Consider the following 21,809-nt stretch of genomic DNA (forward strand, 5'->3'; position numbering starts at 1 on the left):
CGTCAACCGTTCAGAAAGGCAGCACTGTGGTTTCACGCAGCACTGTGGATTCGACCATCCCGAGGCGGGGGCGCACCGCCCTCCGCCGCTCCCTCGCCGTCGTGGCGGCATCCGCCCTCACCGCCGGCTTCGCCCTCACCGCGACCACCGCGGCGAGCGCCGCCCCCTCCGAGGGCACCATCACCGACGCCTCCTTCACCTGGGGGCTCAGCAACGAGGCGGGCGGCGGGGCGTTCTTCGGCGGCTGCAACTTCCTCAGCGCGGGAACCGCGGGCGACACCGGCAGTTCGCGGGTGTGGACCGAGGCCGACGGCTTCTACTCCGCCTCGAGCGGCGACGTGAGCATCGTGAAGCCGGATGCGACGGGCGCCCTCGTGCCCGCGAGCTGGGCCACCAAGTGCCAGACGCCCGCCGGCACCCCCGTGTCGGCCGCGAGCACCTCGTCGCTGACCAAGAACGCGGTCGTCTTCGGCGGCGGCACCGGCACCGCGGCGGCGGACGGCTCGGTCGAGGTCTCCTGGAACGGCTCGTTCACCGTCGCCTTCTACGGCGGCCTGACCTACTGGACGGCATCGGACCCGGTGCTGACCCTCGACGCGGCCGGCAACGGCGAGCTCACCGCCACCGCGAGCGGCTACGGCACGAGCATGGAGGACCAGACCCAGTGGGTGCCGGTCGCCGCGCAGGAGATCGTGCTCGCCGACATCGCGGGCGCCTCCGTCGGCGACGAGGGTCTGACGGTCACCCCCGCCTACCTCGGCGTACCGGTGACCACGAGCGGCACCCCGCAGGCGACCACCGGCGCGAGCTGGGGATCGTTCCCGCAGAGCTTCGTCGACTTCCAGGGCCTGACCGGGCAGTCGAGCTACTGGTACAGCTCGGGCGGATCGCGCGACGCCGCGAAGCCGGCGAGCCCGCTCGCGGTCGACTGGACGGTCGAGGGCGCGGTCGTGACCCCGCCCGAGGAGCCCGCTGCGGATGAGCGCGACATCGAGGTGACGGTGCCCACCGTGGTCACCCCCGAGCCCGAGGACGGTTCGTTCGGCTGGAGCTTCGCCGGCGGCGACGCGATCGCGCTCGGCACCGCCACGCAGGCGGGTAGCACCTTCGTCGCCGAGGGCGCGATGACCCCGATCACGGTCACCGACACCCGCACCGGCGGCACCTCGGCGTACCAGTGGAGCATCTCGGGCCAGGTCGCGGGCTTCACCTCCGGCGCCGGCACGGCGGCCTTCGGGGCCGACGCGCTGGGCTGGACCCCGAGCGTGACCGGCGCGGGCACCGGCGTCGCAGCGGGGGCCGCCGTGGCCCCGCAGCTGCAGGGCGGCCCGGGGCTCGGCAGCTCGGGCATCCTCGCGTCGAGCTCGGCCGCGTCGGGCGCCACCATCGGGGCCGACCTCCGTCTGGTCATCCCGAGCTCGACGCCGGCGGGCGACTACAGCTCGACGCTGACCATCACGGCGCTGAGCTAGAGCTCGGCACACCTCGGGCCCTTCTCGGGTCCTTCGACAGGGGGCGGATGCGCGTTCCGCCCCCTGTCTCACCCCCTCCTCTCCCGCCCAGCCCAGCCCAGCCCAGGATGCTCATGCCCTCGCTCCCGTTCCGCCTCGCAGTGGCGGCCCCCGTCGCCGCCCTCCTCCTGGCAGCCGCACTGGCGCCCTCCGGCGCCGTCGCGGCAGCCGTGCCGGCCGCCCTCGCCACCGCCCCCGCGGCGACCGCCCCCGCGGCGACCACTGCCGACGCCGGCCCGAGCTGGAGCGTCGCGCCCGCCGACCGTCCCCTCCCCGACGGCACCGTGGAGACCGGACGCGCCAACTTCGACTACGCCGTCGATCCCGGAGCCGTCATCGACGACGCCTTCGAGATCCGCAACGACGGAGCCGTGCCGCTCGAGCTTCAGGTCTACGCGGCCGACGCCTTCACCACCCGCGAGGGCAGCATCGACCTGCTCCCGGCAGGCGAGCCCTCGGTCGACGCCGGCACCTGGATCACGATGGCCGTACCCCGGGTCACCCTCCATCCGGGCGAGACCACGGCGGTGCCCTTCCGCATCACGGTGCCCGCGGATGCGCGTCCCGGCGACCACCCCGCCGGACTGATCTCCTCGGCGCTGACCGCGTCCGACTCGGCCACCGTGCAGGTCGACCGCCGGCTCGGCAGCCGCGTCTACCTCCGCGTCGGGGGCGAGCTCGCTCCGGCCGCGACGGTCAGCGGCGTGAGCGTCGACTACTCCGGCAGCTGGAACCCGCTCGCCGTGGGCGCGCTCGACGTCGTCTACACGCTCGAGAACACGGGCGACACCCGGGTCACCGCGGTCTCCTCCGTGGCGGCCGGCGGGCCGTTCGGCCTCGCCGGGGTCGCCGCGAGCGAGCAGCTGGCCGAGGTGCTCCCGGGCTCCGCGATCGAGGTGCGGCAGCGGCTCGAGGGCGTCGCGGCCCTCGTCTGGCTGAGCGGCGCCGTGCGGGTGCAGCCCGAGGGCGTCGGTCTCGGCGGCGGGGCGCTCGCGCCGATCGACGCGCCGTTCTCGGTCGCCGCCCTGCCGTTCGTGCCGCTGATCGTGCTGCTCGTCGTCGCGGTGGTCGTGCTCTCGGTCGTGCTGCTCGTGCGCACCCGTCATCGTCGGACGCAGAGCCGGACGCGGAGCCGGATGCCGAGCGAGCCTGTCTAGCGGCCTCCCCCGGCGGTACTCTGGGCCGACCCGGAACGGAAGGACCCGCCATGACCGCGAGCGACGAGATCGACCAGCTGACCGCGAAGCACCCCGACTGGCGCGGAGCGAAGCTCGCGGAGATGCGCCGGATCATCCTCGACGTCGACCCCGGCATCGTCGAGGAGTGGAAGTGGATGGGCGCGCCCGTCTGGGAGCTCGACGGCATCCTGATCGTCGGCAACATCTTCAAGACGAAGGTCAAGCTGGGCTTCCTGTACGGCGCCTCGCTGGAGGACCCGCAGGGGCTCTTCAACGGCGAGCTCGGCGGCAACCAGCGCCGCAGCGTCGAGTTCGCCGAGGGGCACTCGGTCGACGAGGAGGCCTTCAAGGACCTCGTGCGGGCAGCGATCGAGCGCAATCGCGCCAAGCCGGCCAAGCCCGCCAAGGCCAAGACGTCCAAGACGTCCAAGACGTCCAAGTCCGCCGGCTCATGACGCGCGATCTCACCCGCCGCACCCTCTTCGGTGCCGCGGGCGGCGCCCTGACGCTGTCCGCTCTGGCGGGGTGCAGTCCGCGAGGCGGCGAGGGGATGGGCGGGCCGACGTCGTCGGTCGCACCGACGGCGCAGCGCGCATCCGGCCTCGAAGCCGCCTTCGACGAGGCCTTCACCGCCTCGGGGCTCGCCGGCTGCGCCGTGCGCGTGCGGCTGCCGAACGGAGCGCTGTGGCTGCGCACCGCGGGCGTCGCCGACCTCGACACCGAGGAGCCCTACCGCGCGGGCGACTTCGTGCGCATCGCGAGCATCACCAAGACGTTCACCGCGACCGCCGTGCTGCGCATGGTCGACGAACGGATGCTCGCCCTCGACGACACCCTCGACCGCTGGTACCCGCAGATCCCGAACGCCGTCTCGATCACGCTGGAGCAGATGCTGGGCATGCGCTCGGGCATCGCCGACTTCACCGCCGACGCGCGCTTCGACGACGACTTCGCGGCGGACCCGACCATGCCGTGGGGCATGGAGCAGACGCTGCGCGTCATCCTACGGAACCCGCCGTCGTTCGCGCCGGGGGCCGAGGTGCAGTACTGCGACTCGAACTACGCGCTGCTCGGGGCGATCGCCGCCCGGGTCGACGGGGCCTCGCTCGCCGAGGTGATCACCCGGCGCGTGATCGAGCCCGCCGGGCTGTTCGACACGTACTACCCCGATGACGACGCCATCCGCTCACCCCACCCTCAGGGGTACGTGCCCGCGGTCACGAGTGCCGGCGCGATCGACCCGACGGTTCCGCCGGCCGTCGTGAACGAGGTGAACCCCGCGGTACCGGCCGGGGCCGGGGCGCTGATCTCGACCCTCGACGACGTCGCGGCGTGGGGCGACGTGCTCGCCGACGGCCGGCTGCTCGGGCCGCTCACGCAGGCGCGGCGGCTGCAGACGCAGCGCTTCGAGGGGCAGACGCTCGACTTCGGCTACGGGCTCGGGATCACGAACTTCAACGAGTACCTGGGGCACGACGGGGCGATCTTCGGCTTCAGCTCGGTGGTGCTGACTCGGCCCGAGACGGGCACGCAGATCGCCATGGTGGGCAACACCTCGACGAACTCGACGACGCCGACGCTGACGATCGCGGTGGCGCTGATCGACGAGATCGACCCCTCGCAGGGCACCGCCGCCGGCTGATCGGCAGCAGCTTCGCGACTCGTCGGGGCATTTTCAGGTGTTACCTATGAGTCGTTTGTAGAGTTGTCTTCGACGATCGGTGCGGCCTGAGGCCGCGCGTGCGCCGCCGGCCCCCGCGGCGCGAGACGAAAGCGAAACCCGAGTGACCCTGACTCCCCCCTCCGACACCCCGTCGGCGCCCCTGACGCGCCGCGCCCTGCGCGAGCAGGAACGGGCTGCCGAGGCGGCTTCTAGCCGCCGTCCTCTCGTGCGCGCCGCTGAGGTGACTGCCGTCGCTCGGCCGAGCGCCGCCCAGGCCGCCGTCGTGACCCGCACCCCCGCCGTCTCGACCGCGGTCGTGGCGCGTGCGTCGTCGGCTGCTGCGTCGTCGGCCGCTCCGGCCGCCGCCTCTCGTCCGGCGCCGCGCCGGCCGCGGTGGAAGGCCGCCGTCGCCCTGTCGTTCGCCGCGCTGCTGGCCGCCGCGACGTCGCTCTCGGCGATCGAGACCACCGATTCCTTCGCCTACGCCCCCGAGGTGCAGGCCGCACCCGCCGCGCAGGAGCTGCTCACCGCATCCGGAACCGCCGCATCGGTCTGGCGCGACGGCTACCAGGCCACCACCCCCGAGGAGCTCGCCGCGGCCAAGGCGGCCGCCCGCGCCGCCGAGGTGGCCGCGAAGGTCGCCTCGATCGGCTTCCGCACCGCCTCGACCTACACGAACAACCCCGACAGCGCCGTGCAGTGGCCCTTCCCCGTCGGCGTGCCGATCAGCGACGGCTTCGGCCCCCGCTCCTCCCCCGGCGGCATCGGCAGCACGAACCACAAGGGCGTCGACTTCACGCCCGGCCAGGGCAAGCCGATCTCGGCCGTCGCCTCGGGCGTCGTTCGGCTGGTGAACGGCTCCGACAACGGCGGCCTCGGCGTCTACGTCGTGGTCGACCACGTGATCGACGGCCAGAACGTCAGCAGCTGGTACGGGCACATGCTCTCCGGCTCCCCCGTCGTCACCGAGGGTCAGGCCGTCGTGGTCGGCCAGCAGCTCGGCTCGGTCGGCAACACCGGCACCTCAACGGGCGCCCATCTGCACCTCGAGATCCACCTCGACGAGACCCCCGTCGACCCCATCGCCTGGCTGACCGCGCACAACTAGCGCCACAGGCGTCAGACTGGGGGTCACCCCCGATCGGAATGAGCACGTCCATGACCGAATCCGCCGACGCCCGCGTGGCCGTCTACATCGACTTCGACAACATCATCATCTCGCGCTACGACCAGGTGCACGGGCGCAGCCAGTTCATGCGCGACAAGTCGCGGGGCTTCGGCGGCGGCGACGCCGAGAACACCGAGAAGCTGCGCCGGGCCACCGTCGACATCGGCGCCGTGATCGACTTCGCCTCCTCCTTCGGCACGCTCGTGCTGACCCGCGCCTACGCCGACTGGTCGGCTTCGGTGAACGCCGACTACCGGGGCCAGCTCGTGGGGCGTGCCGTCGACCTGGTGCAGCTGTTCCCGGCGGCGGCCTACGCGAAGAACGGGGCCGACATCCGTCTCGCCGTCGACGCGATCGAGGACATGTTCCGCCTGCCCGACCTCACCCACGTGGTGATCGTCGCGGGCGACTCCGACTACATCGCGCTGGCGCAGCGCTGCAAGCGGCTCGGCCGCTACGTCGTGGGCATCGGCGTCGCCGGCTCGACGAGCCGCTCGCTCGCCGCGGCGTGCGACGAGTTCGCCACCTACGACGCTCTGCCGGGTGTGAAGCCGGTGCCCGAGCTCGAGCCGGTGGCCGCCACCGAGTCCGCCCCGCGCTCCTCGGGCGGCTCGCGTCGTGGCCGCAAGAGCCCGGCCGCTGCCGAGGCCGACTCGTCCGCGGCGCCCGCGGCGTCGAGCACCGCTTCCGACGGTTCTGCCGACACCGCCACCGACAGCGCCACCACGACCGACGCGGTGGCCGCCGACGTCGCCGCCGCCGAGCGCCTGCTTCAGGATGCGCTCGAGCAGGTCGCTCCCCCGGCCGCCAAGAAGCGGGGCCCGCGCCGCGCGAAGTTCCCGCCCGAGATCATCGAGGACGAGCCGGAGGCCGAGCCCGAACCCGAGCCCGAGGACCCGCAGGCCCTCGCCTCGAGCCTGCTCGAGCGCGCCCTCCGCCTCGGCCACGAGAAGGACGACGACGAGTGGCTGCACAGCTCGCTCGTGAAGACGCAGATGAAGCGCATGGACCCGTCGTTCAGCGAGAAGGCCCTCGGCTTCCGCTCGTTCTCCGACTTCCTGAAGTCCCGCGACGCGATCGCCGAGCTCGACGACTCCTCGACCGCGAACCTGGTGCGCCTCACCCCGGCCCTCGCCGACGCATGAGCATCATGAGCAATCCTCTGCTACAATGAGAGGATGTCTCAGCTTCGCAGTCGACGCGTGATCGCCGCCGTGGCCGGTGGCGCTGTCGTCCTGGTGTGCGCGTCGCCTCTCGCGGCGAGCAGCGCCTCGGCCGGCAACGCCGTCTCCGCCTTGATCTCGATCGCGACTCCGGCGACCCCTGACCCTGCCCCGGTCGCCGTCACCGTCGACGAGGGCAGTGGCCAGGCCTATGTGGCGAACACCTTCGCCGGCACGGTGTCCGTGATCGACACCACGACGAAAGCGGTCACGGCGACGATTCCGCACGGCGCAGCGAGTATCGGTGACGGTCCGACGGCACTCGCCGTCGACCCCGAGCATCATCAGGTCTACGTCGCGAACTACAACTCGAACACGGTGTCGGTCGTCGATACGACGACGAACATCGTCACGAGCGTCATCCCGCCATCGGCCACCGGCATCGGCGACGGCCCGTCCGCTGTTGCGGTCGATCCCGAGGTGAATAAGGCCTACGTGACGAATCTGAAGGACGGCACGGTGTCGGTCGTCGACACGAGCACGAACACGGTGAGCAGGGTGATCGCGCACGACTCGACCATCGGTATCGGCGCATTCGTGACAGATGTCGCCATCGACACCGTGGTGCATCGTGCCTACGTGGTCAGTCTGACAGACGAGTCCGTCTCCGTCGTCGACACCCGTACAGACCGTGTCGTCTCGGTCATCCCGCGAGAGGCGATGGGAATCGGTGGTTCCCCCCGGCAGATCGCGGTCGACTCGTCCGTCCACCGCGCCTTCGTCACGAATAACGTCAGCGGGAGCGTATCCGTCATCGACACCACGTCGAACAGCGTCATCTCGGTGATCTCCGCGGGCGTCGGGCCGGAGCCGTTCGCCGTCGAATTCGATGCGGCCGGGGGGCAGGTCTGGGTCGGCTCCGATACGCAGATCGCGGCGATCGACACGCGGTCGCTCGAGGTGATCGGCACCATCCCGAACAGCGGAGCGAGCAGGTTCGGAACGGGCATCCAGTCGATCGCGGCCGACCCGGCGCACCGGTATGCGTTTGTAACCGGCAGCCGCTCGGCCACGGTGGCTGTGCTGGATCTTGACGTGACGGCTCCGCTCGCCCGGCGGAGTGGAAGCGACCGGTACGCGACCGCCGCTGCCGTGTCTGCGGCGGAGTTCGCACCAGGCGTCGGGGTGGTCTACATCGCGTCGGGCGAGAACTTCCCCGATGCACTCTCCGGTTCGGCCGCGGCGGGCAGGCGGGGCGTCCCTGTGCTGCTCGCGACGAAGAACGGGATCCCGACGGCGACCGGGGCCGAGCTCGCCAGGCTCAAGGCGAAGCAGATCGTCGTGCTCGGGGGCACCGCGGCAGTCGGCGAGTCGGTCGAGCAGGCCCTCCGCTCCTACGGCCCGGTGACGAGAATCGGCGGCGCCGATCGTTTCGCGGTCTCGGCGGCCATCTCCCGGGAGAACTTCTCGGTCAATCAGCCTGTCGTGTACATCGCCTCCGGCGAGAACTTCCCCGACGCGCTCTCCGGGGGCGCCGCCGCCGCGAACATCGGGTCGCCCGTGCTCCTGGTGAATCGCGGCGCGATCCCGAAGCCCGTCGCCGACGAGCTGACGCGACTTCAACCGGGCCGCATCGTCGTTCTGGGCGGAGAGAACGCAGTCGCACCTGCTGTCGAAACCGCGCTCCAGGCGATCTCGCCGACCACCCGGATAGCCGGCGCCGACCGATTCGAGGTCTCGGCGGCGATCTCGAGTACGACCTTCACAGCCGGCGCCGATGTGGTCTACATCGCGTCGGGAACCGGCTTCGCCGACGCACTGGCCGGCGGCCCAGCGGCCACCGTGAACGGGGCTCCGATGCTCCTCGTGCGGCCCGATGGCATTCCCGCGGCGATCGCGGCCGAGGTGAGGCGCCTCGACCCCTCGCGGATCGTCGTGCTGGGAGGAGCGCAAGCGGTTTCGGCGGCGGTCTACTCACAGATCCGCGAACTGCTCTACTAGGCCCCGACGGCGCACCCAGAAGGGCCCCGACGGCGTGACGTCGGGGCCCTTCGTGCGGGGTGAGGGGGCTTACGCCTCGCTCATCACCGCCTTCTCGGCCTGGCCGCGGGCCGCGAGGGCGGCGGCGCGGGCGGCGATGCGACGGGTCTGCTCGGCCTGGCCGGCGTCGAGCACGTCCTGCTCGACCTCGACGCTCGGCACGTGCTCCTGGCCGTTGTACTTCGCGATGTACTCGTCGAGCTGGGGGCCCGACTCCCACGAGGTGATCAGGCAGTAGCGGGGCTCGGTGCCGTAGTGGGCGGCCGCGTGCCAGAGGCGCTGCGTGTCGACGATCAGCTGCGCGCCGGCGGGGAGCGCGATGCGCACCTCGCCCTCGGGGTCGGTGCGGTTGTGCCGCAGCACGAAGTAGCTGTCCTTGTCGTCGGTGAGGTTGAAGAAGCCGCGCACGACCCAGCCGGTGCCGTCGGGGTTCAGGCGGTTGTTGTCGTCCTGGTGCAGGTTGTACAGGGCGTCGGCGTAGGTGTTCGGCTGCAGCTCGATCACGCGGCAGCGGCCGACGTTGGAGCCGGGCTCCTGGGCACGCTCGGTGAGGGTGGGAGCGATCGCGGTCTGCGAGTCGATCCAGACGCCGTCCTTGTCGGTACGCGGCGGCTTGTGGTTCCAGAACCCGTTGCACTCGATCTCGCCCTTGGCGCTGGCGAGCGGAGCGAACCGGGTGTCACCCGAGGACTTCCAGTCGACATACTCGATGTCGAGCCACTCCTTGGGGTCGATCTCCTTGTTGTAGCGGTCGAGAACCACGTAGCCGGTCTCTTCGAGAGCGGCGGACTTGATGTAACCCATGACGCGAATCATGTCCTTTCGTCGGAGGGCCAGCACGTTTTAACAGGCCCAACTTAGGCAAGGCTAACATCCGGCCCCTGGGAGCGCCCGGATCAGGGTGCGGCGCGTTCCGGTCGACTAAACTCGCACCCTATGGTCACTGCTACGAACGTCGATGCGACCGCGGTCAACACCATCGCCTGGCTGTCCGATCCCGGGACGACCATCGTGGTTCCGGTGTATCAGCGGCAGTACCGGTGGGACATCGGGGGGTGCGAGCAGCTGCTCGGCGACATCCGGTCGGTGGCCAGGAGCGACGACGGGCAGACGCACTTCATCGGCTCGATCCTCAGCACCGCGAACACGGCGGCGCCGGGTGCCGGCGACGACGACGCCGCCCTCGTCCTGATCGACGGGCAGCAGCGCATCACCACCCTGATGCTGCTGATCGCCGCCCTGCACCACACGGTGCGGGACGAGCAGCCAGGCCTGGCCGCCGAGCTCGAGCGGGTGCTCGTGCGAGAGACGGCGGGACGCGCATCCGGAACCCTGCGCCCGCGCACGAAGCTGCGGCCGCACCGGGCATGGGCCGAGGTGTTCGAGAGCGTCGTGCTCGACCGCCGCGAGCCGGGCGAGGAGCTGCGGGAGTCGCGGTTCGACGACAACTACGCCTTCTTCCGCAGCCAGGTGCGCGCCGAGGAGGTGCCGGCGATCTGGCGGGGGCTGCAGAAGCTCGAGCACGTCGCCATCACCCTCGGCGCGGAGGCGAACGCGCAGCAGATCTTCGAGAGCCTGAACTCCACGGGCGAGCCGCTGCGCGACCACGAGCTGATCCACAACTACGTGCTGATGGGCCTCTCGCACGCCGAGCAGAGCGAGATCGAGGACGAGTACTGGCTGCCGATCGAGCAGAACACCGGCGAGTCGATCGCGAGCTTCTGGCGGCACTACCTCGTGATGACGACCGGGCGCGAGGTCGTGGTCGCCGGCGAGCGCGGGGTCTACGACGCGTTCCGGCAGGAGTTCCCCCGGCTCGACCTGGCGACCCTGCGACGGCACGCAGCGGAGTGGCGCGAGTTCTCGGCCGCCTACCGGGTGCTGCTCGATCCGGCGCAGGAGCCCGAGCCCGCCGTGGCGCAGCAGCTCGGCTGGCTGAACACCTTCGGGCGCGGCATGTATCCGCTGATCATGCGCGCCTACCGCGACCGCGCGCAGGGTCTGCTCGACACCGAGGCTTTCGTCGCGCTCGCCGAACAGCTGCAGTCGCTGCAGCTGCGCCGCACGATCGTCGGTCTCACGAACGACCGCCTGGTGGCGCGGCTCTGCCGGGCCCGCGCCGAGGGCCCCGACGACCTCGAGCGCGCGCTGTCGCGCATCACCCCCTCGGATGAGCGCGTCAAGGTGGGCCTGAAGTACACCGAGCTGCCGCATGCCGCGTACGTGCTCGGCCGGCTCGCCGGGGTTCCCGCGCCAACCGGGGGCACCTGGCTCGCCGGGCTCGAGATCGAGCACGTCGTGCCGCTCGCCCCCGGCGACAGCTGGAGCGGCGACGGGGTGCGCGAGTGGGCCGACTACAGCGACGACGAGCAGAACAGCCACCGCGCCCTGGCGGAGACGTTGGGCAATCTGGCGCTGCTCGAGCATCCGCTGGCCGAGCGCGCGTTCGACCAGTCCTTCCCCGCGAAGCTCGGGCTGTACGCCGCGAGCGAGGTGCCGCTCACGTCCGAGCTCGCGTCGCTCGAGTCGTGGGGCACGGCCGCGATCGCCGCGCGCACCGTCGAGTTGACGCAGACGTTCCTCGCCGTGTGGAAGCGGCCCGGCACCGCGCTCATCGACGACGACAACCTCACGCCCATCCTCGACGCGGTGCGCCGCCGGGGCTGGCCGCGCGGCTGGGAGCGCGAGTTCGAGTACGTCGAGTACCGCGGCGAGCACTGGGAGGTCTACGACGTCAAGTACCTCTTCAACCGGGTCTTCAAACGGCTGTGGGCGGATGCTCGGCCGGCGGTCGTCGCGTTCAGCGAACGCCGCGGCGGCCCGATCTACGACGCCCGCGCGTGGACGGGGCACTGGGACGAGCTCGACGAGACGCACTTCCTCTACATGGGGTGGGACTCGAAGTACATGCTGACCGCGGTGCAGGGTGTGCTGGAGGAGGCGGGGATCGCCTCGGAGGTGTTCGTGAAGTACTCCTACTTCGGAGCGGTGATGTAAGGGCGTCACGGGGTTTCCGGATGCTCTGCCGGGCTTCTCCACATGAACGACGGTCAGGATGAGGACACGTCACCGCCCGATCTCACCCGAACCGGAAGGCCCCCGTGAGCAACCTGCAGCGCATCCTGAACCTGGCATCGAAGGCCCTCGACAAGAAGGGGTCATCGGGATCCGGCGGGTCTGGCGCCCGCTCGGGTTCGACGGACTGGCGTGACCTCGTGCGCACCGCGGCGGACAAGGTGACGGGCACGCCGGCGACACCGGCTGCTCCGGCGCACCCGACCCCTGCACCGTCGCACCGCGCCCCTGCACCGTCGCACCGCGCCCCCGCGGCGCCGTCCGGTGCCGCCCTGAGCGCCGAGGACCGCGGCGCCATCGCGCGCTACGACTACCTGCTGAAGACCGCCGATCCGGCGCAGCTCGAGCAGGTGCACCGCGAGGCGTTCGCCCGCCTCACCCCGGCGCAGCGCGGCGAGGTCGAGAACCGGCTGCGCGCCGAGCTTCCCGCCTACGAGCAGCCGGCTTCGTCGTCGGCCGACGACCTCGCCCGCGCAGCGACCCGTGGCGAGGCGCACAAGCCGGGCTTCCTGCGCGGGATCTTCGCGAAGGCCGCGCCCGGAGCGGGCCGTGGGACGAGCCAGGGCGCCAGAACCGGAGCCGGTGCCGGTGCAGCCCTCGGCGCCGCGGGTGCCGGAGCCGTCGCGGGTGCGGGGCTCGGCGTGGCCGGCGGTCTGCTGGCCGCGGTCGCGGGCGGCGCGATCGTGAGCAGCGTCGCCGCTCCGCTGCTGGAGCAGGCCGCGAGCCTCGGCACCGACTTCGAAGCCCTCAGCGGCGGCCTCGGCGAGTTCGCCGCCGGCGGCCTCAGTGAGTTCGGCACCGGCGCGGAGGACCTCGCGGCCGGGGCGGGCGAGGCCGTCGCAGGCGTCGGTGAGCAGGCCACCGGCTTCGGCGAGCAGCTGTCGGAGTTCGGCTCGAACTTCGAGATCCCGGGCCTCGGCGGGCTCGGCAACCTGTTCGATCGCTAGGTGCGCGAGCGAACCGCAAAGAGTCCTGGAAGCTGATCACCGGCGCAGGCGGCTGCGGTTGGCTGGATCGATGGCACACCTCAGCAGGTCACCCCGCACGGTCACCATCGCCACCGGACTCGCCGCCGCCGCGCTCCTCGCCGGTTGCACGACCGGCGGCCCCGAGGCGGTGGCACCGAGCTCCGCCGCCCCGGGCGCGACGACAGCGACGGTGACCCCTACCCTGATGCCGACGGCCCGCGCCCTCTCGGCGACCGACCCGACCGCGCCCTTCGACGAGGACGAGGCGGCGCGCTGGTTCGACGGCGTCGCCGACGACGTCTTCACGCGATTCGGCCTCGACAGCACGCCGCCGGGGATGACGGTGCATCTCGACGCGGAGACCAGCCAGAACCACCTCGTCACCCTGAAGAGCCTTGAGCCGGGCGACTACTCCTTCCATCTCGCCTGCCGCGGTGGCGGGACGCTCGAGCTCGCCGTTACGAGCGGCGGCACGACCTCCCCCGTGATCGACGGCCTGTGCGCGGGCGAACTCACCTCGGGTGACTTCGCGGCGGCCGAGGGCGGCACCGAGTTCCGCTTCACCGCCACCGGCGACCCGATCGACGTCGCGCTGCACTACACCCCGGCGGCACCGTGACGGCCGCCGCGAGACGGGCCGGCGAGCCCACGCCGCCTAGGATCGTCTGATGCGATCCGTGCGTTCCCTGGCCCTCGGAGCAGCGGTGCTCGTCAGCCTGACGGCGCTGAGCGGATGCGCGCCCGAACCCGCACCGTCGACGTCCCCGATGACCACCGCCCCAGCGACCGCACCGGTCACGGCCGAGGCCACCGCGACGGCAGAACCGACGGCCCCCGCCCCGACGAGCGTGGATCCCGCCGCGCTCGTCTGGCCCGCGCAAGGCCAGGGCGCCGTGGGACTCGCGGCGCCCGACGGCACGGTTCAGGTGCTGGGCCAGAGCCCGAACGCCGCCACGACGCCGGTGCCGATCGCGAGCATCACGAAGGTCGTCACGGCGCTCGTGGTGCTGGACGCGCATCCGCTCGTCGACGCCGACGACCCGGGGCCCACGATCACGCTCGGCCAGGCCGACCTCGACATCACCGCCGCCGTCGAGGCCGAGCAGCAGTTCACCGAGCCAATGTACGAGGGACAGCAGGTCACCCTGCGGGACGCCCTCGCGATCACGCTGCTGACCAGCGCCAACAACTACGCCGAGTCGGCGGCGCGCTGGGCCTACGGCTCGCAGGAGGGCTTCCTCGCGGCCGCGCGCGGCTGGCTCGACGAGCACGGGCTGACGAGCACCACCCTCGCCGACGCCAGCGGGCTGAACCCGGGCAGCGCCTCGACCCCGGCCGAGCTGCTGCGGGTCGCGGCGCTCGCGCACGCCGATCCGGCTCTGGCGGCCGTCGCGGGCACGGCCTCGTTGGAGCAGGCCGACCTGGGCACCATCGTGAACCAGAACACCCTGCTGGGCGAGAACGGCGTCGACGGGCTGAAGACGGGGTCGACGAGCTACGCGGGCTTCACCCTGCTGACCTCGGCGCAGCGCACGGTCGGCACGACGACGGTCACGCTGGTGTCCGTGGTGCTCGGAACCCCGTCGCTCGACGCGCGCTTCGCCGACACCCGCGCCCTGCTCGCGAGCGCCGAGGCGGCGCTGGCGCCGTAGGACTCGGTGGCTGCCGCAGGACTCTCTGCCTGCCGTAGGACTCTGCGGCTAGAGCGCCGGGCCCATCAGCACCGCGAACATCGCGAACGCGCCCCCGACGATGAAGAGCATCGTGCCGAGCTGCATGGTGCGGGTCTTGTTGCGGTCGGCCGTCGGCACGTCGACCTCGAGGATCGGGCAGCCCGACCAGCCGATCAGGCCGATGCTCAGCACGACGAGGAAGGAGCCGACCCACCAGAGCACGCCCTCGCTCGGGTTGAGCATGGCGGGGCGCCAGCCGGCCGAGAGCAGGAGACCGAGCACGACCGCCGTCGCACCGACCGCGACTCCGAACCAGACGGTGCCGGTGCGCATGATGCGCTGCACGTTCTGCTCGGGCGACATCAGCTCGTGCAGCGCCGGGGCGACCGCGATGGGTGCGCCGCCCGTCGCGGGCGAGCCGGAGCCGGCGCCCTCGGGTGCGCTTCCCTCGCCGCCGGAGCGGCTCGACATGATCTCGGTGCGGGTCATCACTTCTCCTTCATCCACTACTTACTATGCGACAACTTCCCGGGGCCCGCTATTCTTCCGAACGCGCATCCGGGACCACAGCACCGCGAGTGCACCGAGGCCCACCAGGAACGCCGTGAGGCCGATCACGTAGGCGATCACGCTGCCCCACCCGCCCGTCGCCGGATCGAGGAAGGGGTAGGGATAGATCACCCCGCCGCTCAGAGCGGCCCTGATGAAGGTGTACACCGCCCAGGCCACGGGGTAAATGGGCACGACCCAGAGGGAGCGCCATGGTAGGGCCGGACGGCCCGGCGTGAGCAGCCAGTCGAGCACCAGCACGATCGGCACCCAGACGTGCACGATCTCGTTCGGCCAGGACAGGCCCTGGAAGCCCTCCCGCGGGATGCCGCGCAGTAGCAGGTTGTAGACGAGCCCCGTGACGATGGCGTAGCTGAGGGTCGCCATGCGCACGGTGGTGAACAGCGGCGTGTCGCGGGTGAGGCGCAGGGCGAGCATCCCGCCCACGACCAGCACGACGATGTTCATCAGGCTGGTCTCGATGGTGAAGTAGCTGAAGTACTCCCAGGGGTCGAAGGCGTCGTTGGCGACGCGGTCGCCGATCTGGATGCCGATGGTCACGGCGAGGCCGATGCCCACGACGAGGCGGATGACGCCGGCGACGCGGCGCGCGGGAAGGTAGGTGCTGCTCACCCTGGTCATTCGGTGCGCTTCGCCCGCGGGACTGCTCATGGAGCGATCGTAGGGCGTGCGCGGTCCGGCCGCCGGGATACTCCCCCGGGAGGACGCGCTCCGTTCGGCCCGCGGCTACGATCGGGCCATGACCGAGCCGGACCGTGCGAGCGAGTGGGAGCCGCGGTTCCGCTTCTCGGGCCGGGCGGCGCTGTGGCTGCCCGTGATCGTGTCGTTCGTCGTGCAGGTTCCGGCGACGGTGTGGCTCGCGCGCCTGGGCCGGGCGTTCGAGGGCTCGCTCGCCGACGAGCCGTGGCGCCTGGCTGCGCGGCTCGGGCTCGCGGTCGTCGGGCCGGTAGCGCTGATCTTCGCGCGGCGCTTCCCCGGGCCGGTCGTGGCGGTCGTCGCGGCCGCCGCGGGCGCCTACACGCTGCTGGTGGCGGGCGGCGCGGCCCCGCCCTACGTGGCCCTGGCCTTCGCGATCCTCGGCGCCGTGGTGCGCGGGGCGCGGGGCTGGGCGATCGCGTCGATCGCCGTCGCGTGGGTCGTGACGATCGGCGTCGGGGTGGCCCTGGGCGTGCCGTGGCAGGCGGCACCGGTGACGGCGGCGACGCTGGCCTTGGTGCTGCTCGTGGTGGTGGGCGGGAGCATCCGGAGCCGGCGGGCGCGCTACGACGAGCTGCGGCGACGCGCGGCGGAGCGACGGGTGAGCGCGGCCCAGGCCGAGCGGGTGCGCATCGCCCGGGAGCTGCACGACGTGCTGGCCCACTCGCTCAGCCAGATCAACGTGCAGGCCGGGGTGGGGCTGCACCTGATCGATCGCGACCCCGAGCAGGGGCGGCTGGCGCTGGCGAACATCAAGGCGGCCTCGAAGACGGCGCTCGACGAGGTGCGTTCGGTGCTCGGGATCCTGCGCGACGAGGGTTCGGCGGGGGCCGCCCCGCTCGTGCCGGAGCCGGGGCTCGCCCAGCTGCCGGCGCTCGTGGCCGGGGTGCGGGAGCAGGGGGTCGCAGTGACGCTCGAGGTGCGCGTGCCGGATGGCGACGGGCCCGGGCGCGCGGTGCAGCTCGCGGCGTACCGGATCGTGCAGGAGTCGCTGACGAACGTGCTGCGGCACTCGGGCGGCGGGTCGGCGCGGGTCGCCGTGGGGGTCGAGCGGGTCGCCGAGGGGGTCGAGGGGCGGATGCTCGTGCTGACGGTCGAGGACGACGGGGCTGTGCGCGCGGCTCCGGCGCGGGGTGGTGGCGACGGCGGTGGGCGCGGGCTCGAGGGCATGCGCGAGCGGGCCGAGCTGCTCGGGGGGCGCTTCGAGGCGGGGCCGCGGACGGACGGCGGCTTCGGCGTGCGGGCCGAGCTGCCGCTGGCCCCGGGCGATGGAGCCGGCGCAGCGGGCGCGGGGGCGACCGGATGATCCGGGTGGTGGTCGCCGACGACCAGCAGCTGATCCGGGCGGGGTTCGCCGCGCTGCTCGGCGCCGAGGACGACATCGCCGTGGTCGGCGCGGCCGGCTCGGGCGAGGAGGTGCTGCGGGTCGTGCGGGCGACCCGGCCCGATGTGGTGCTGATGGACATCCGGATGCCCGGCGGAGACGGCCTCTGGGCCACCGAGCAGATCATCGCCGACCCGGCACTCGCATCGACGCGGGTCGTCGTCGTGACGACCTTCGAGCTCGACGAGTACGTCGAGCGGGCGATCCGCGCGGGCGCGAGCGGGTTCCTCGTGAAGGACACCGAGCCGGTCGAGCTCATCCGCGCCGTGCGGGTGGTGGCGGGCGGCGACGCCCTGCTCAGCCCCGGCGTGACCAAGCGGCTGCTCGAGCGGGTGGCCGCCGTGCGCCCGGCGACGGCCGACACGCGGATGCTCGACCCGCTCACCGCCCGCGAGCGCGAGGTTCTGGCGCTCGTCGGCGAGGGGCTGACGAACGAGGAGATCGCCGGGCGACTGGTGCTCAGCCCGCTGACGGCGAAGACGCACGTGTCCCGCATCCTGTCCAAGCTCGGGGCGCGGGACCGGGTGCAGCTGGTGATCGTCGCCTACGAGGCGGGCATCGTGGCGCCCCGCCACGTACTCCCCGGGGAGTAGGCGTCGGCGCGGAGAGCATCCGCGGGGCCGATTCGCCGGGAGGGCCGGATCACGAGGCTGGAGTCAGGCGCCGATCGACGCCGCTCGTGTCTCGGAAGGACAGCTCATGCTCACCGCACTCGCCACCACCCCGGCCCTCAGCGCCGTCACCGCCTTCGGGCCGCACTCCGGCTTCGGGCCCCACTACGGCTGGGGAGGCGGGCCGGGCTGGCTCGTCGTGCTCATCCCCCTGTTCTGGATCGCACTGTTCGGGCTGCTCTTCGCCACCGTCGGGCGGCGCTGGCGGCGCCGCGCCTGGGAGGCCAGGGCCGCCGGAGGCGCGCCCGGTCGCCGCGCCGAGACGGTGCTCGCGGAGCGGTTCGCGCAGGGCGACATCGACGAGGTGGAGTACCGGGCGCGGCTCGAGGTGCTGCGGGCGAACAATCCGGTGGCGGAGTACCCGGGGCGCTGACGGGCAGGTCGCCGGGCCTGGCGGGCGGGGCGCCGGGACTGGCGGGCGGGGCGCCGGGACTGGCGGGCGGGGAGCGGCGGCCGGGCTGCGCCTCGGGGCGGCGTCGTGTTCCGGTCAGTTCTCGTGCCGAAACCGCCGTCTGCGGCGGAACGGGGGGCCGGGCATCCGCTCGACCGGCACACTGGGCGCATGCATCTCGACGACCTGCCGCTGCCCGACACCCCCGCCGCCCGTGCCGCCGTCGAGGTGGCGCGGCGGTTCCACTCGCCGGCGTTCGTGAACCACGGCCTCCGCTCGTACCTCTGGGCGGCGGCCGCGGCCCGCACCCAGGGGCTGGCCGTCGACGACGAGCTGCTGTTCGTGTCGGCCGTGCTGCACGACCTCGGGCTGGAGGCTCCGTTCGACAGCCACACCCTGCCGTTCGAGGAGGCCGGTGGGCTCGTCGCGTGGGTCTTCGCGGCCGGCGCGGGGTGGAGCGAGCAGCGGCGCGACCGGGCCGCGGAGATCATCGTGGCGCACATGGCCGACGCGGTCGACCCGGCCGTCGACGCCGAGGGTCACCTGCTCGAGATCGCCACCGGGCTCGACATCTCGGGGCGCCACGCCGAGGCGTGGGACGCGGGGCTGCGCGCCGAGGTGCTCGCGGCGTACCCGCGGCTGACGCTGGCGGACGAGTTCCTCGTCTGCCTCGCTGATCAGGCCGCGCGCAAGCCGCACTCAGCGGCGGGGGCCGCGATCGCGTCGGGCCTGCCCGCGCGCCTCGCCGCGAACCCGCTCGACCGCCGCTGAGCCGCGATCAGCCGAAGAAGCGGCGGAGCGCACGCACCACGGTGGCGCGCACGCCTCCGGTGCGGGACGCGGAGGCGGCGCGGCCGCCGCGGGGCGGGGCCGGGGTGCGCGTCGGGGCGGGAGTGCGGGCCTGCTTCACCGACGTGGGGGCCGGCCAGCCGTATCGCGCGGCGAGTGCCGCTGCGACCGTGCCGTAGCGGGCCTCGTCGAGGCCGACGCCCGCGCGGCGGATGCCGCCCTGCTGCAGCCGGAACACCCGCTCGAGGCGCACCCAGCTCGGGCGGCCCGCCGAGTCCCACGGGCCGCTGCCGATCGCGACGTCCCAGCGGTCGTCGTGCGGCTTCGAGGTGAGGGCGACGCCGAGCAGGGCGCCGCCGGGCGCCGTGGCGACGACGAGCACCGGGCGGTCCTTGCCGCGGCCGTCGCGCTCCTCGTAGGGCACCCAGGTCCAGACGATCTCACCCGGGTCGGCGGCCCCGTCGGTGTGCGGGCTGTAGGCGAGCCGGATGCGCCCGACGCTTCCAGGATCGACCTCGACGGTCGCCGTCTCGCCGTATCGCCCTGCGCTGTCTTCGCTCACGCGGCGACCCTACACCGAAGCTCTCGTCACCCCATCTGACCGAGGCCGGCGGCGGGGACGGGTCGTTCACGCCGGTGAACGATTCGCGAACCGCCGAGTGGGGATGCCGCCGCTGCCGCGCCCCGGCGGTTGAATGGCCGAGCCGCCGCGCCTCGGCGGCCCGTTCCGACGCCCGAGGACCCATGAACCGCTCCCCCCGCTCAGCCCGCCGCCGCGCATCCGCTCGCCTGCCGCTCGCCCTCACGGTGCTGCTCACCCTCGCCCTGACCGTGGCCGCCACGATCACGGGGGCGCCGCGACCGGCGTTCGCCGACGACTACCCGAGCTGGGACGACGTGCTCGCGGCCCGCGCCTCGGAGAGTGCGAAGCAGGACGAGATCTCGCGCATCCAGGGCATCATCGCCGATCTGCAGGAGAAGGCGCGGGCCGCCCAGGCGCTCGTGACCCAGCGGAGCGACGAGAACGAGGCCGCCGAGGCCGCCCTCGCCTCGGGCCAGGCGAAGGCCGACGCCCTCGCCGCCAGTGCCACGGCGGCCGCGACCAAGGCCGAGGAGTCGAAGAAGCGGGCCGCGATGATCGCGGCCCAGTTCGTTCGCACCGGCGGCAGCGACGTGACGTCGATGCTGCTGACGAGCTCGTCGCAGGACGCCGACCAGCTGCTCGCCCAGCTCAGCTCGGCCAGCCAGCTCACCCAGGCGGTGAACGCGGTCTACACGGCCGCGCAGCAGGATGCCAACACCTCGACGACGCTGAGCGCCCAGGCCGAGGTCGCCAAGCAGGAGCTGACGGGTCTCGCGCAGGCCGCGCAGGACGCGCTGCAGGAGGCGGCCGCCGCCCAGCAGGCCATGGTCGCCGCGCTGCAGGAGCAGAACGCGCACCAGAGCGAGCTGCAGGCGCAGCTGACGAGCCTGCAGAGCGACGTCGCCACCACCGAGCAGCAGTACCAGGACGGCGTGGCCGCGCGAGCGGCAGCCGCTGCCGCTGCGGCCGCCGCCGCTGCCGCCGCCGCGCACCAGGGCGGTGCCGTGATCGGCCCCGTCTCGGGCGACGCGCAGGCTCTCGCGCAGGAGCTGATGGGCTACGTGGCCGCCGGGCAGTTCCACGGCTCGAGCCCCGACCACATCTTCGAGATCGCCTGGATCGCCCAGGGCCAGGACGTCGAGAACTGCGGCATCGACGTCGTCATCCTGCAGGCCATGGTGGCGGCGGTGCGCGCGTTCGGCAGCGCCGGGGTGAGCGACATCAGCCGGCGCTGCACCGGTCAGATCGAGGGGGCGGGCACGGCATCCGCCCATTACAAGCAGGGCGGCGGACACGCGGTCGACTTCACCTCGGTGGGCGGCATGCCGACCCTCGGGGCGAACGACGCCTCTCTCGCCCTGATCGCGGTGCTCGACCCGATCATGCCGAACGGCTCCCGCGTCGGGCAGTCGAACTGCCGCTACGCCGCGGGCAACGAGCCGTCGTTCATCAACTTCACCGACTTCGCCGACACCTGCAACCACCTGCACATCGACGACTTCTGATCCCGCTGCACTACTCGCCCCGGATGGTCATGTCAACGGGTGCACGCACGGTTCTCTAATTGCTAGAGTGACTAACTAGTTGCACATCTAGCTTTTCGAGGAGACATCATGAACGAGACCACCGCCACCGCCGGCATCGACAACGTCCTTCCCTTCGTGCGCCCCGAGCAGCTCGTGCACCCCGACCTCGTCGGCTACGTCAAGCGCCGCTTCAGCTTCCTCGACCCCGAGCACGCCGCGCGCTTCGACGACGCGCCCGACGCGGCCTGACCCGCGGCCCGCCGCCCGCCTGCCGCCGCCCTCCTGATCCTCGACATCGCCTGATGCCCGACGCCCTTCGCCGCCCGACGTTCGACCCGGCACTCGCTGACGTCGCCGTCGTGGTGCGTGACGATGGCCGCTGGCGCCTCGATGTGCTCCGGTTCACGGGCGACGTGCTGGCCTCCACCCCGTTGCACGTCGAGGGGGCCTTCCAGGCCCGCGTGCTGTCCCTCGTCACGCGCCTGCTGGGGCGTCGCGGCGTCGCCCGCCTGGGACGGCCACCACGGCACTTGGTCGACGCTCCTCACCCCGGCACCCTCCCCTGACCGCTTCCGCACCCTCGCCCTCTGACCCGCCGCCTCGCGTGCGGAGCTCGGCAGGAAAGTCCGCGCGGACTTTTCCGGCGGTCTTGATCGTGCGCAGCTTCGACGGAACGTGAGCTCGAATCGTTGTGCGGGAGGTCTGGACGCGTCCAGCCGAGCACGGATGCGGTAGCCTCGTCGCAGAGGGAAAAATCCCG

22 protein-coding genes are annotated in these 21,809 nt (G+C 72.5%); 18 read left to right on the forward strand and 4 right to left on the reverse strand.

Going from position 1 to position 21,809, the window contains the following annotated elements; all coding sequences use genetic code 11:
- The first annotated feature begins 44 nt into the window (after positions 1-44).
- The 7 genes from HQQ85_RS06585 to HQQ85_RS06615 all read left to right on the forward strand — a co-directional run bounded on the left by HQQ85_RS06585 (position 45) and on the right by HQQ85_RS06615 (position 8,684).
- Positions 45-1,472, forward strand: coding sequence for a hypothetical protein (locus HQQ85_RS06585; protein ID WP_173181628.1), 1,428 nt, complete (start codon positions 45-47; stop codon positions 1,470-1,472).
- Positions 1,473-1,585: 113 nt separating this feature from the next.
- Positions 1,586-2,668, forward strand: a complete 1,083-nt coding sequence (locus HQQ85_RS06590; protein WP_173181629.1) for a WxL protein peptidoglycan domain-containing protein — start codon at positions 1,586-1,588, stop codon at positions 2,666-2,668.
- Positions 2,669-2,718: 50 nt separating this feature from the next.
- Complete coding sequence (locus HQQ85_RS06595; RefSeq protein WP_173181630.1) at positions 2,719-3,144, forward strand: DUF1801 domain-containing protein; 426 nt, start codon at positions 2,719-2,721, stop codon at positions 3,142-3,144.
- The gene (locus HQQ85_RS06600) at positions 3,141-4,331 is read left to right on the forward strand and encodes a serine hydrolase (RefSeq protein ID WP_173181631.1); all 1,191 of its coding nucleotides are present in this window, start codon (positions 3,141-3,143) and stop codon (positions 4,329-4,331) included. The genes HQQ85_RS06595 and HQQ85_RS06600 overlap by 4 nt, the downstream gene beginning before the upstream one ends.
- 142 nt (positions 4,332-4,473) lie before the next feature.
- The gene (locus tag HQQ85_RS06605) at positions 4,474-5,460 is read left to right on the forward strand and encodes a M23 family metallopeptidase (protein WP_173181632.1); all 987 of its coding nucleotides are present in this window, start codon (positions 4,474-4,476) and stop codon (positions 5,458-5,460) included.
- Positions 5,461-5,510: 50 nt separating this feature from the next.
- Positions 5,511-6,665, forward strand: a complete 1,155-nt coding sequence (locus HQQ85_RS06610; protein WP_173181633.1) for an NYN domain-containing protein — start codon at positions 5,511-5,513, stop codon at positions 6,663-6,665.
- 33 nt (positions 6,666-6,698) lie between these two features.
- A complete protein-coding gene (locus HQQ85_RS06615) occupies positions 6,699-8,684 on the forward strand; it encodes a cell wall-binding repeat-containing protein (protein ID WP_173181634.1) in 1,986 nt (661 codons plus the stop codon).
- A 69-nt stretch (positions 8,685-8,753) separates the two neighbouring features.
- Here the strand turns inward: HQQ85_RS06615 and HQQ85_RS06620 are convergent, their stop codons facing one another.
- Positions 8,754-9,527 carry a hypothetical protein gene (locus tag HQQ85_RS06620; protein ID WP_173181635.1) on the reverse strand — a complete coding sequence of 258 codons (774 nt, stop codon included), beginning with the start codon at positions 9,525-9,527 and terminating at the stop codon, positions 8,754-8,756.
- Between the two features lie 132 nt (positions 9,528-9,659).
- On the opposite strand from HQQ85_RS06620, the gene HQQ85_RS06625 reads away from it, so the two are divergent.
- The 4 genes from HQQ85_RS06625 to HQQ85_RS06640 all read left to right on the forward strand — a co-directional run bounded on the left by HQQ85_RS06625 (position 9,660) and on the right by HQQ85_RS06640 (position 14,418).
- A complete protein-coding gene (locus HQQ85_RS06625; RefSeq protein WP_173181636.1) occupies positions 9,660-11,720 on the forward strand; it encodes a DUF262 domain-containing protein in 2,061 nt (686 codons plus the stop codon).
- A gap of 104 nt (positions 11,721-11,824) precedes the next feature.
- Positions 11,825-12,745: a cation-transporting ATPase gene (locus HQQ85_RS06630; RefSeq protein ID WP_173181637.1), complete on the forward strand. Its 921-nt coding sequence runs from the start codon at positions 11,825-11,827 to the stop codon at positions 12,743-12,745.
- Positions 12,746-12,815: 70 nt separating this feature from the next.
- A complete protein-coding gene (locus tag HQQ85_RS06635) occupies positions 12,816-13,385 on the forward strand; it encodes a hypothetical protein (protein ID WP_173181638.1) in 570 nt (189 codons plus the stop codon).
- Between the two features lie 49 nt (positions 13,386-13,434).
- Positions 13,435-14,418, forward strand: a complete 984-nt coding sequence (locus HQQ85_RS06640) for a D-alanyl-D-alanine carboxypeptidase family protein (RefSeq protein ID WP_173181639.1) — start codon at positions 13,435-13,437, stop codon at positions 14,416-14,418.
- Between the two features lie 48 nt (positions 14,419-14,466).
- On the opposite strand, the gene HQQ85_RS06645 is transcribed toward HQQ85_RS06640, so the two are convergent.
- On the reverse strand, positions 14,467-14,928 hold the full coding sequence (locus HQQ85_RS06645; RefSeq protein WP_173181640.1) for a hypothetical protein: 462 nt from the start codon (positions 14,926-14,928) through the stop codon (positions 14,467-14,469).
- 24 nt (positions 14,929-14,952) lie between these two features.
- On the reverse strand, positions 14,953-15,630 hold the full coding sequence (locus tag HQQ85_RS06650; protein ID WP_173181641.1) for a Pr6Pr family membrane protein: 678 nt from the start codon (positions 15,628-15,630) through the stop codon (positions 14,953-14,955).
- Positions 15,631-15,748: 118 nt separating this feature from the next.
- Here HQQ85_RS06650 and HQQ85_RS06655 point away from each other — a divergent pair, with 118 nt between their 5' ends.
- From HQQ85_RS06655 to HQQ85_RS06670, 4 genes are all read left to right on the forward strand, one after another.
- Complete coding sequence (locus HQQ85_RS06655; RefSeq protein WP_173181642.1) at positions 15,749-17,011, forward strand: sensor histidine kinase; 1,263 nt, start codon at positions 15,749-15,751, stop codon at positions 17,009-17,011.
- The gene (locus HQQ85_RS06660; RefSeq protein WP_173181643.1) at positions 17,008-17,682 is read left to right on the forward strand and encodes a response regulator transcription factor; all 675 of its coding nucleotides are present in this window, start codon (positions 17,008-17,010) and stop codon (positions 17,680-17,682) included. Before HQQ85_RS06655 ends, HQQ85_RS06660 begins: the two co-directional genes overlap by 4 nt.
- A 106-nt stretch (positions 17,683-17,788) precedes the next feature.
- Complete coding sequence (locus HQQ85_RS06665) at positions 17,789-18,133, forward strand: SHOCT domain-containing protein (RefSeq protein WP_216851431.1); 345 nt, start codon at positions 17,789-17,791, stop codon at positions 18,131-18,133.
- Between the two features lie 189 nt (positions 18,134-18,322).
- Positions 18,323-18,922, forward strand: a complete 600-nt coding sequence (locus tag HQQ85_RS06670) for a cyanamide hydratase (RefSeq protein ID WP_173181644.1) — start codon at positions 18,323-18,325, stop codon at positions 18,920-18,922.
- Between the two features lie 7 nt (positions 18,923-18,929).
- On the opposite strand, the gene HQQ85_RS06675 is transcribed toward HQQ85_RS06670, so the two are convergent.
- Complete coding sequence (locus tag HQQ85_RS06675) at positions 18,930-19,502, reverse strand: type II toxin-antitoxin system PemK/MazF family toxin (protein WP_173181645.1); 573 nt, start codon at positions 19,500-19,502, stop codon at positions 18,930-18,932.
- Positions 19,503-19,684: 182 nt separating this feature from the next.
- On the opposite strand from HQQ85_RS06675, the gene HQQ85_RS06680 reads away from it, so the two are divergent.
- The 3 genes from HQQ85_RS06680 to HQQ85_RS06690 all read left to right on the forward strand — a co-directional run bounded on the left by HQQ85_RS06680 (position 19,685) and on the right by HQQ85_RS06690 (position 21,615).
- Complete coding sequence (locus tag HQQ85_RS06680) at positions 19,685-21,028, forward strand: hypothetical protein (protein ID WP_173181646.1); 1,344 nt, start codon at positions 19,685-19,687, stop codon at positions 21,026-21,028.
- 108 nt (positions 21,029-21,136) lie between these two features.
- Complete coding sequence (locus HQQ85_RS06685) at positions 21,137-21,298, forward strand: hypothetical protein (RefSeq protein WP_173181647.1); 162 nt, start codon at positions 21,137-21,139, stop codon at positions 21,296-21,298.
- A gap of 53 nt (positions 21,299-21,351) precedes the next feature.
- Positions 21,352-21,615, forward strand: a complete 264-nt coding sequence (locus HQQ85_RS06690; protein WP_173181648.1) for a hypothetical protein — start codon at positions 21,352-21,354, stop codon at positions 21,613-21,615.
- Positions 21,616-21,809: the final 194 nt, after the last annotated feature.

The organism is Herbiconiux sp. VKM Ac-2851, assembly GCF_013205105.1.
GTDB lineage: Bacteria > Actinomycetota > Actinomycetes > Actinomycetales > Microbacteriaceae > Herbiconiux > Herbiconiux flava.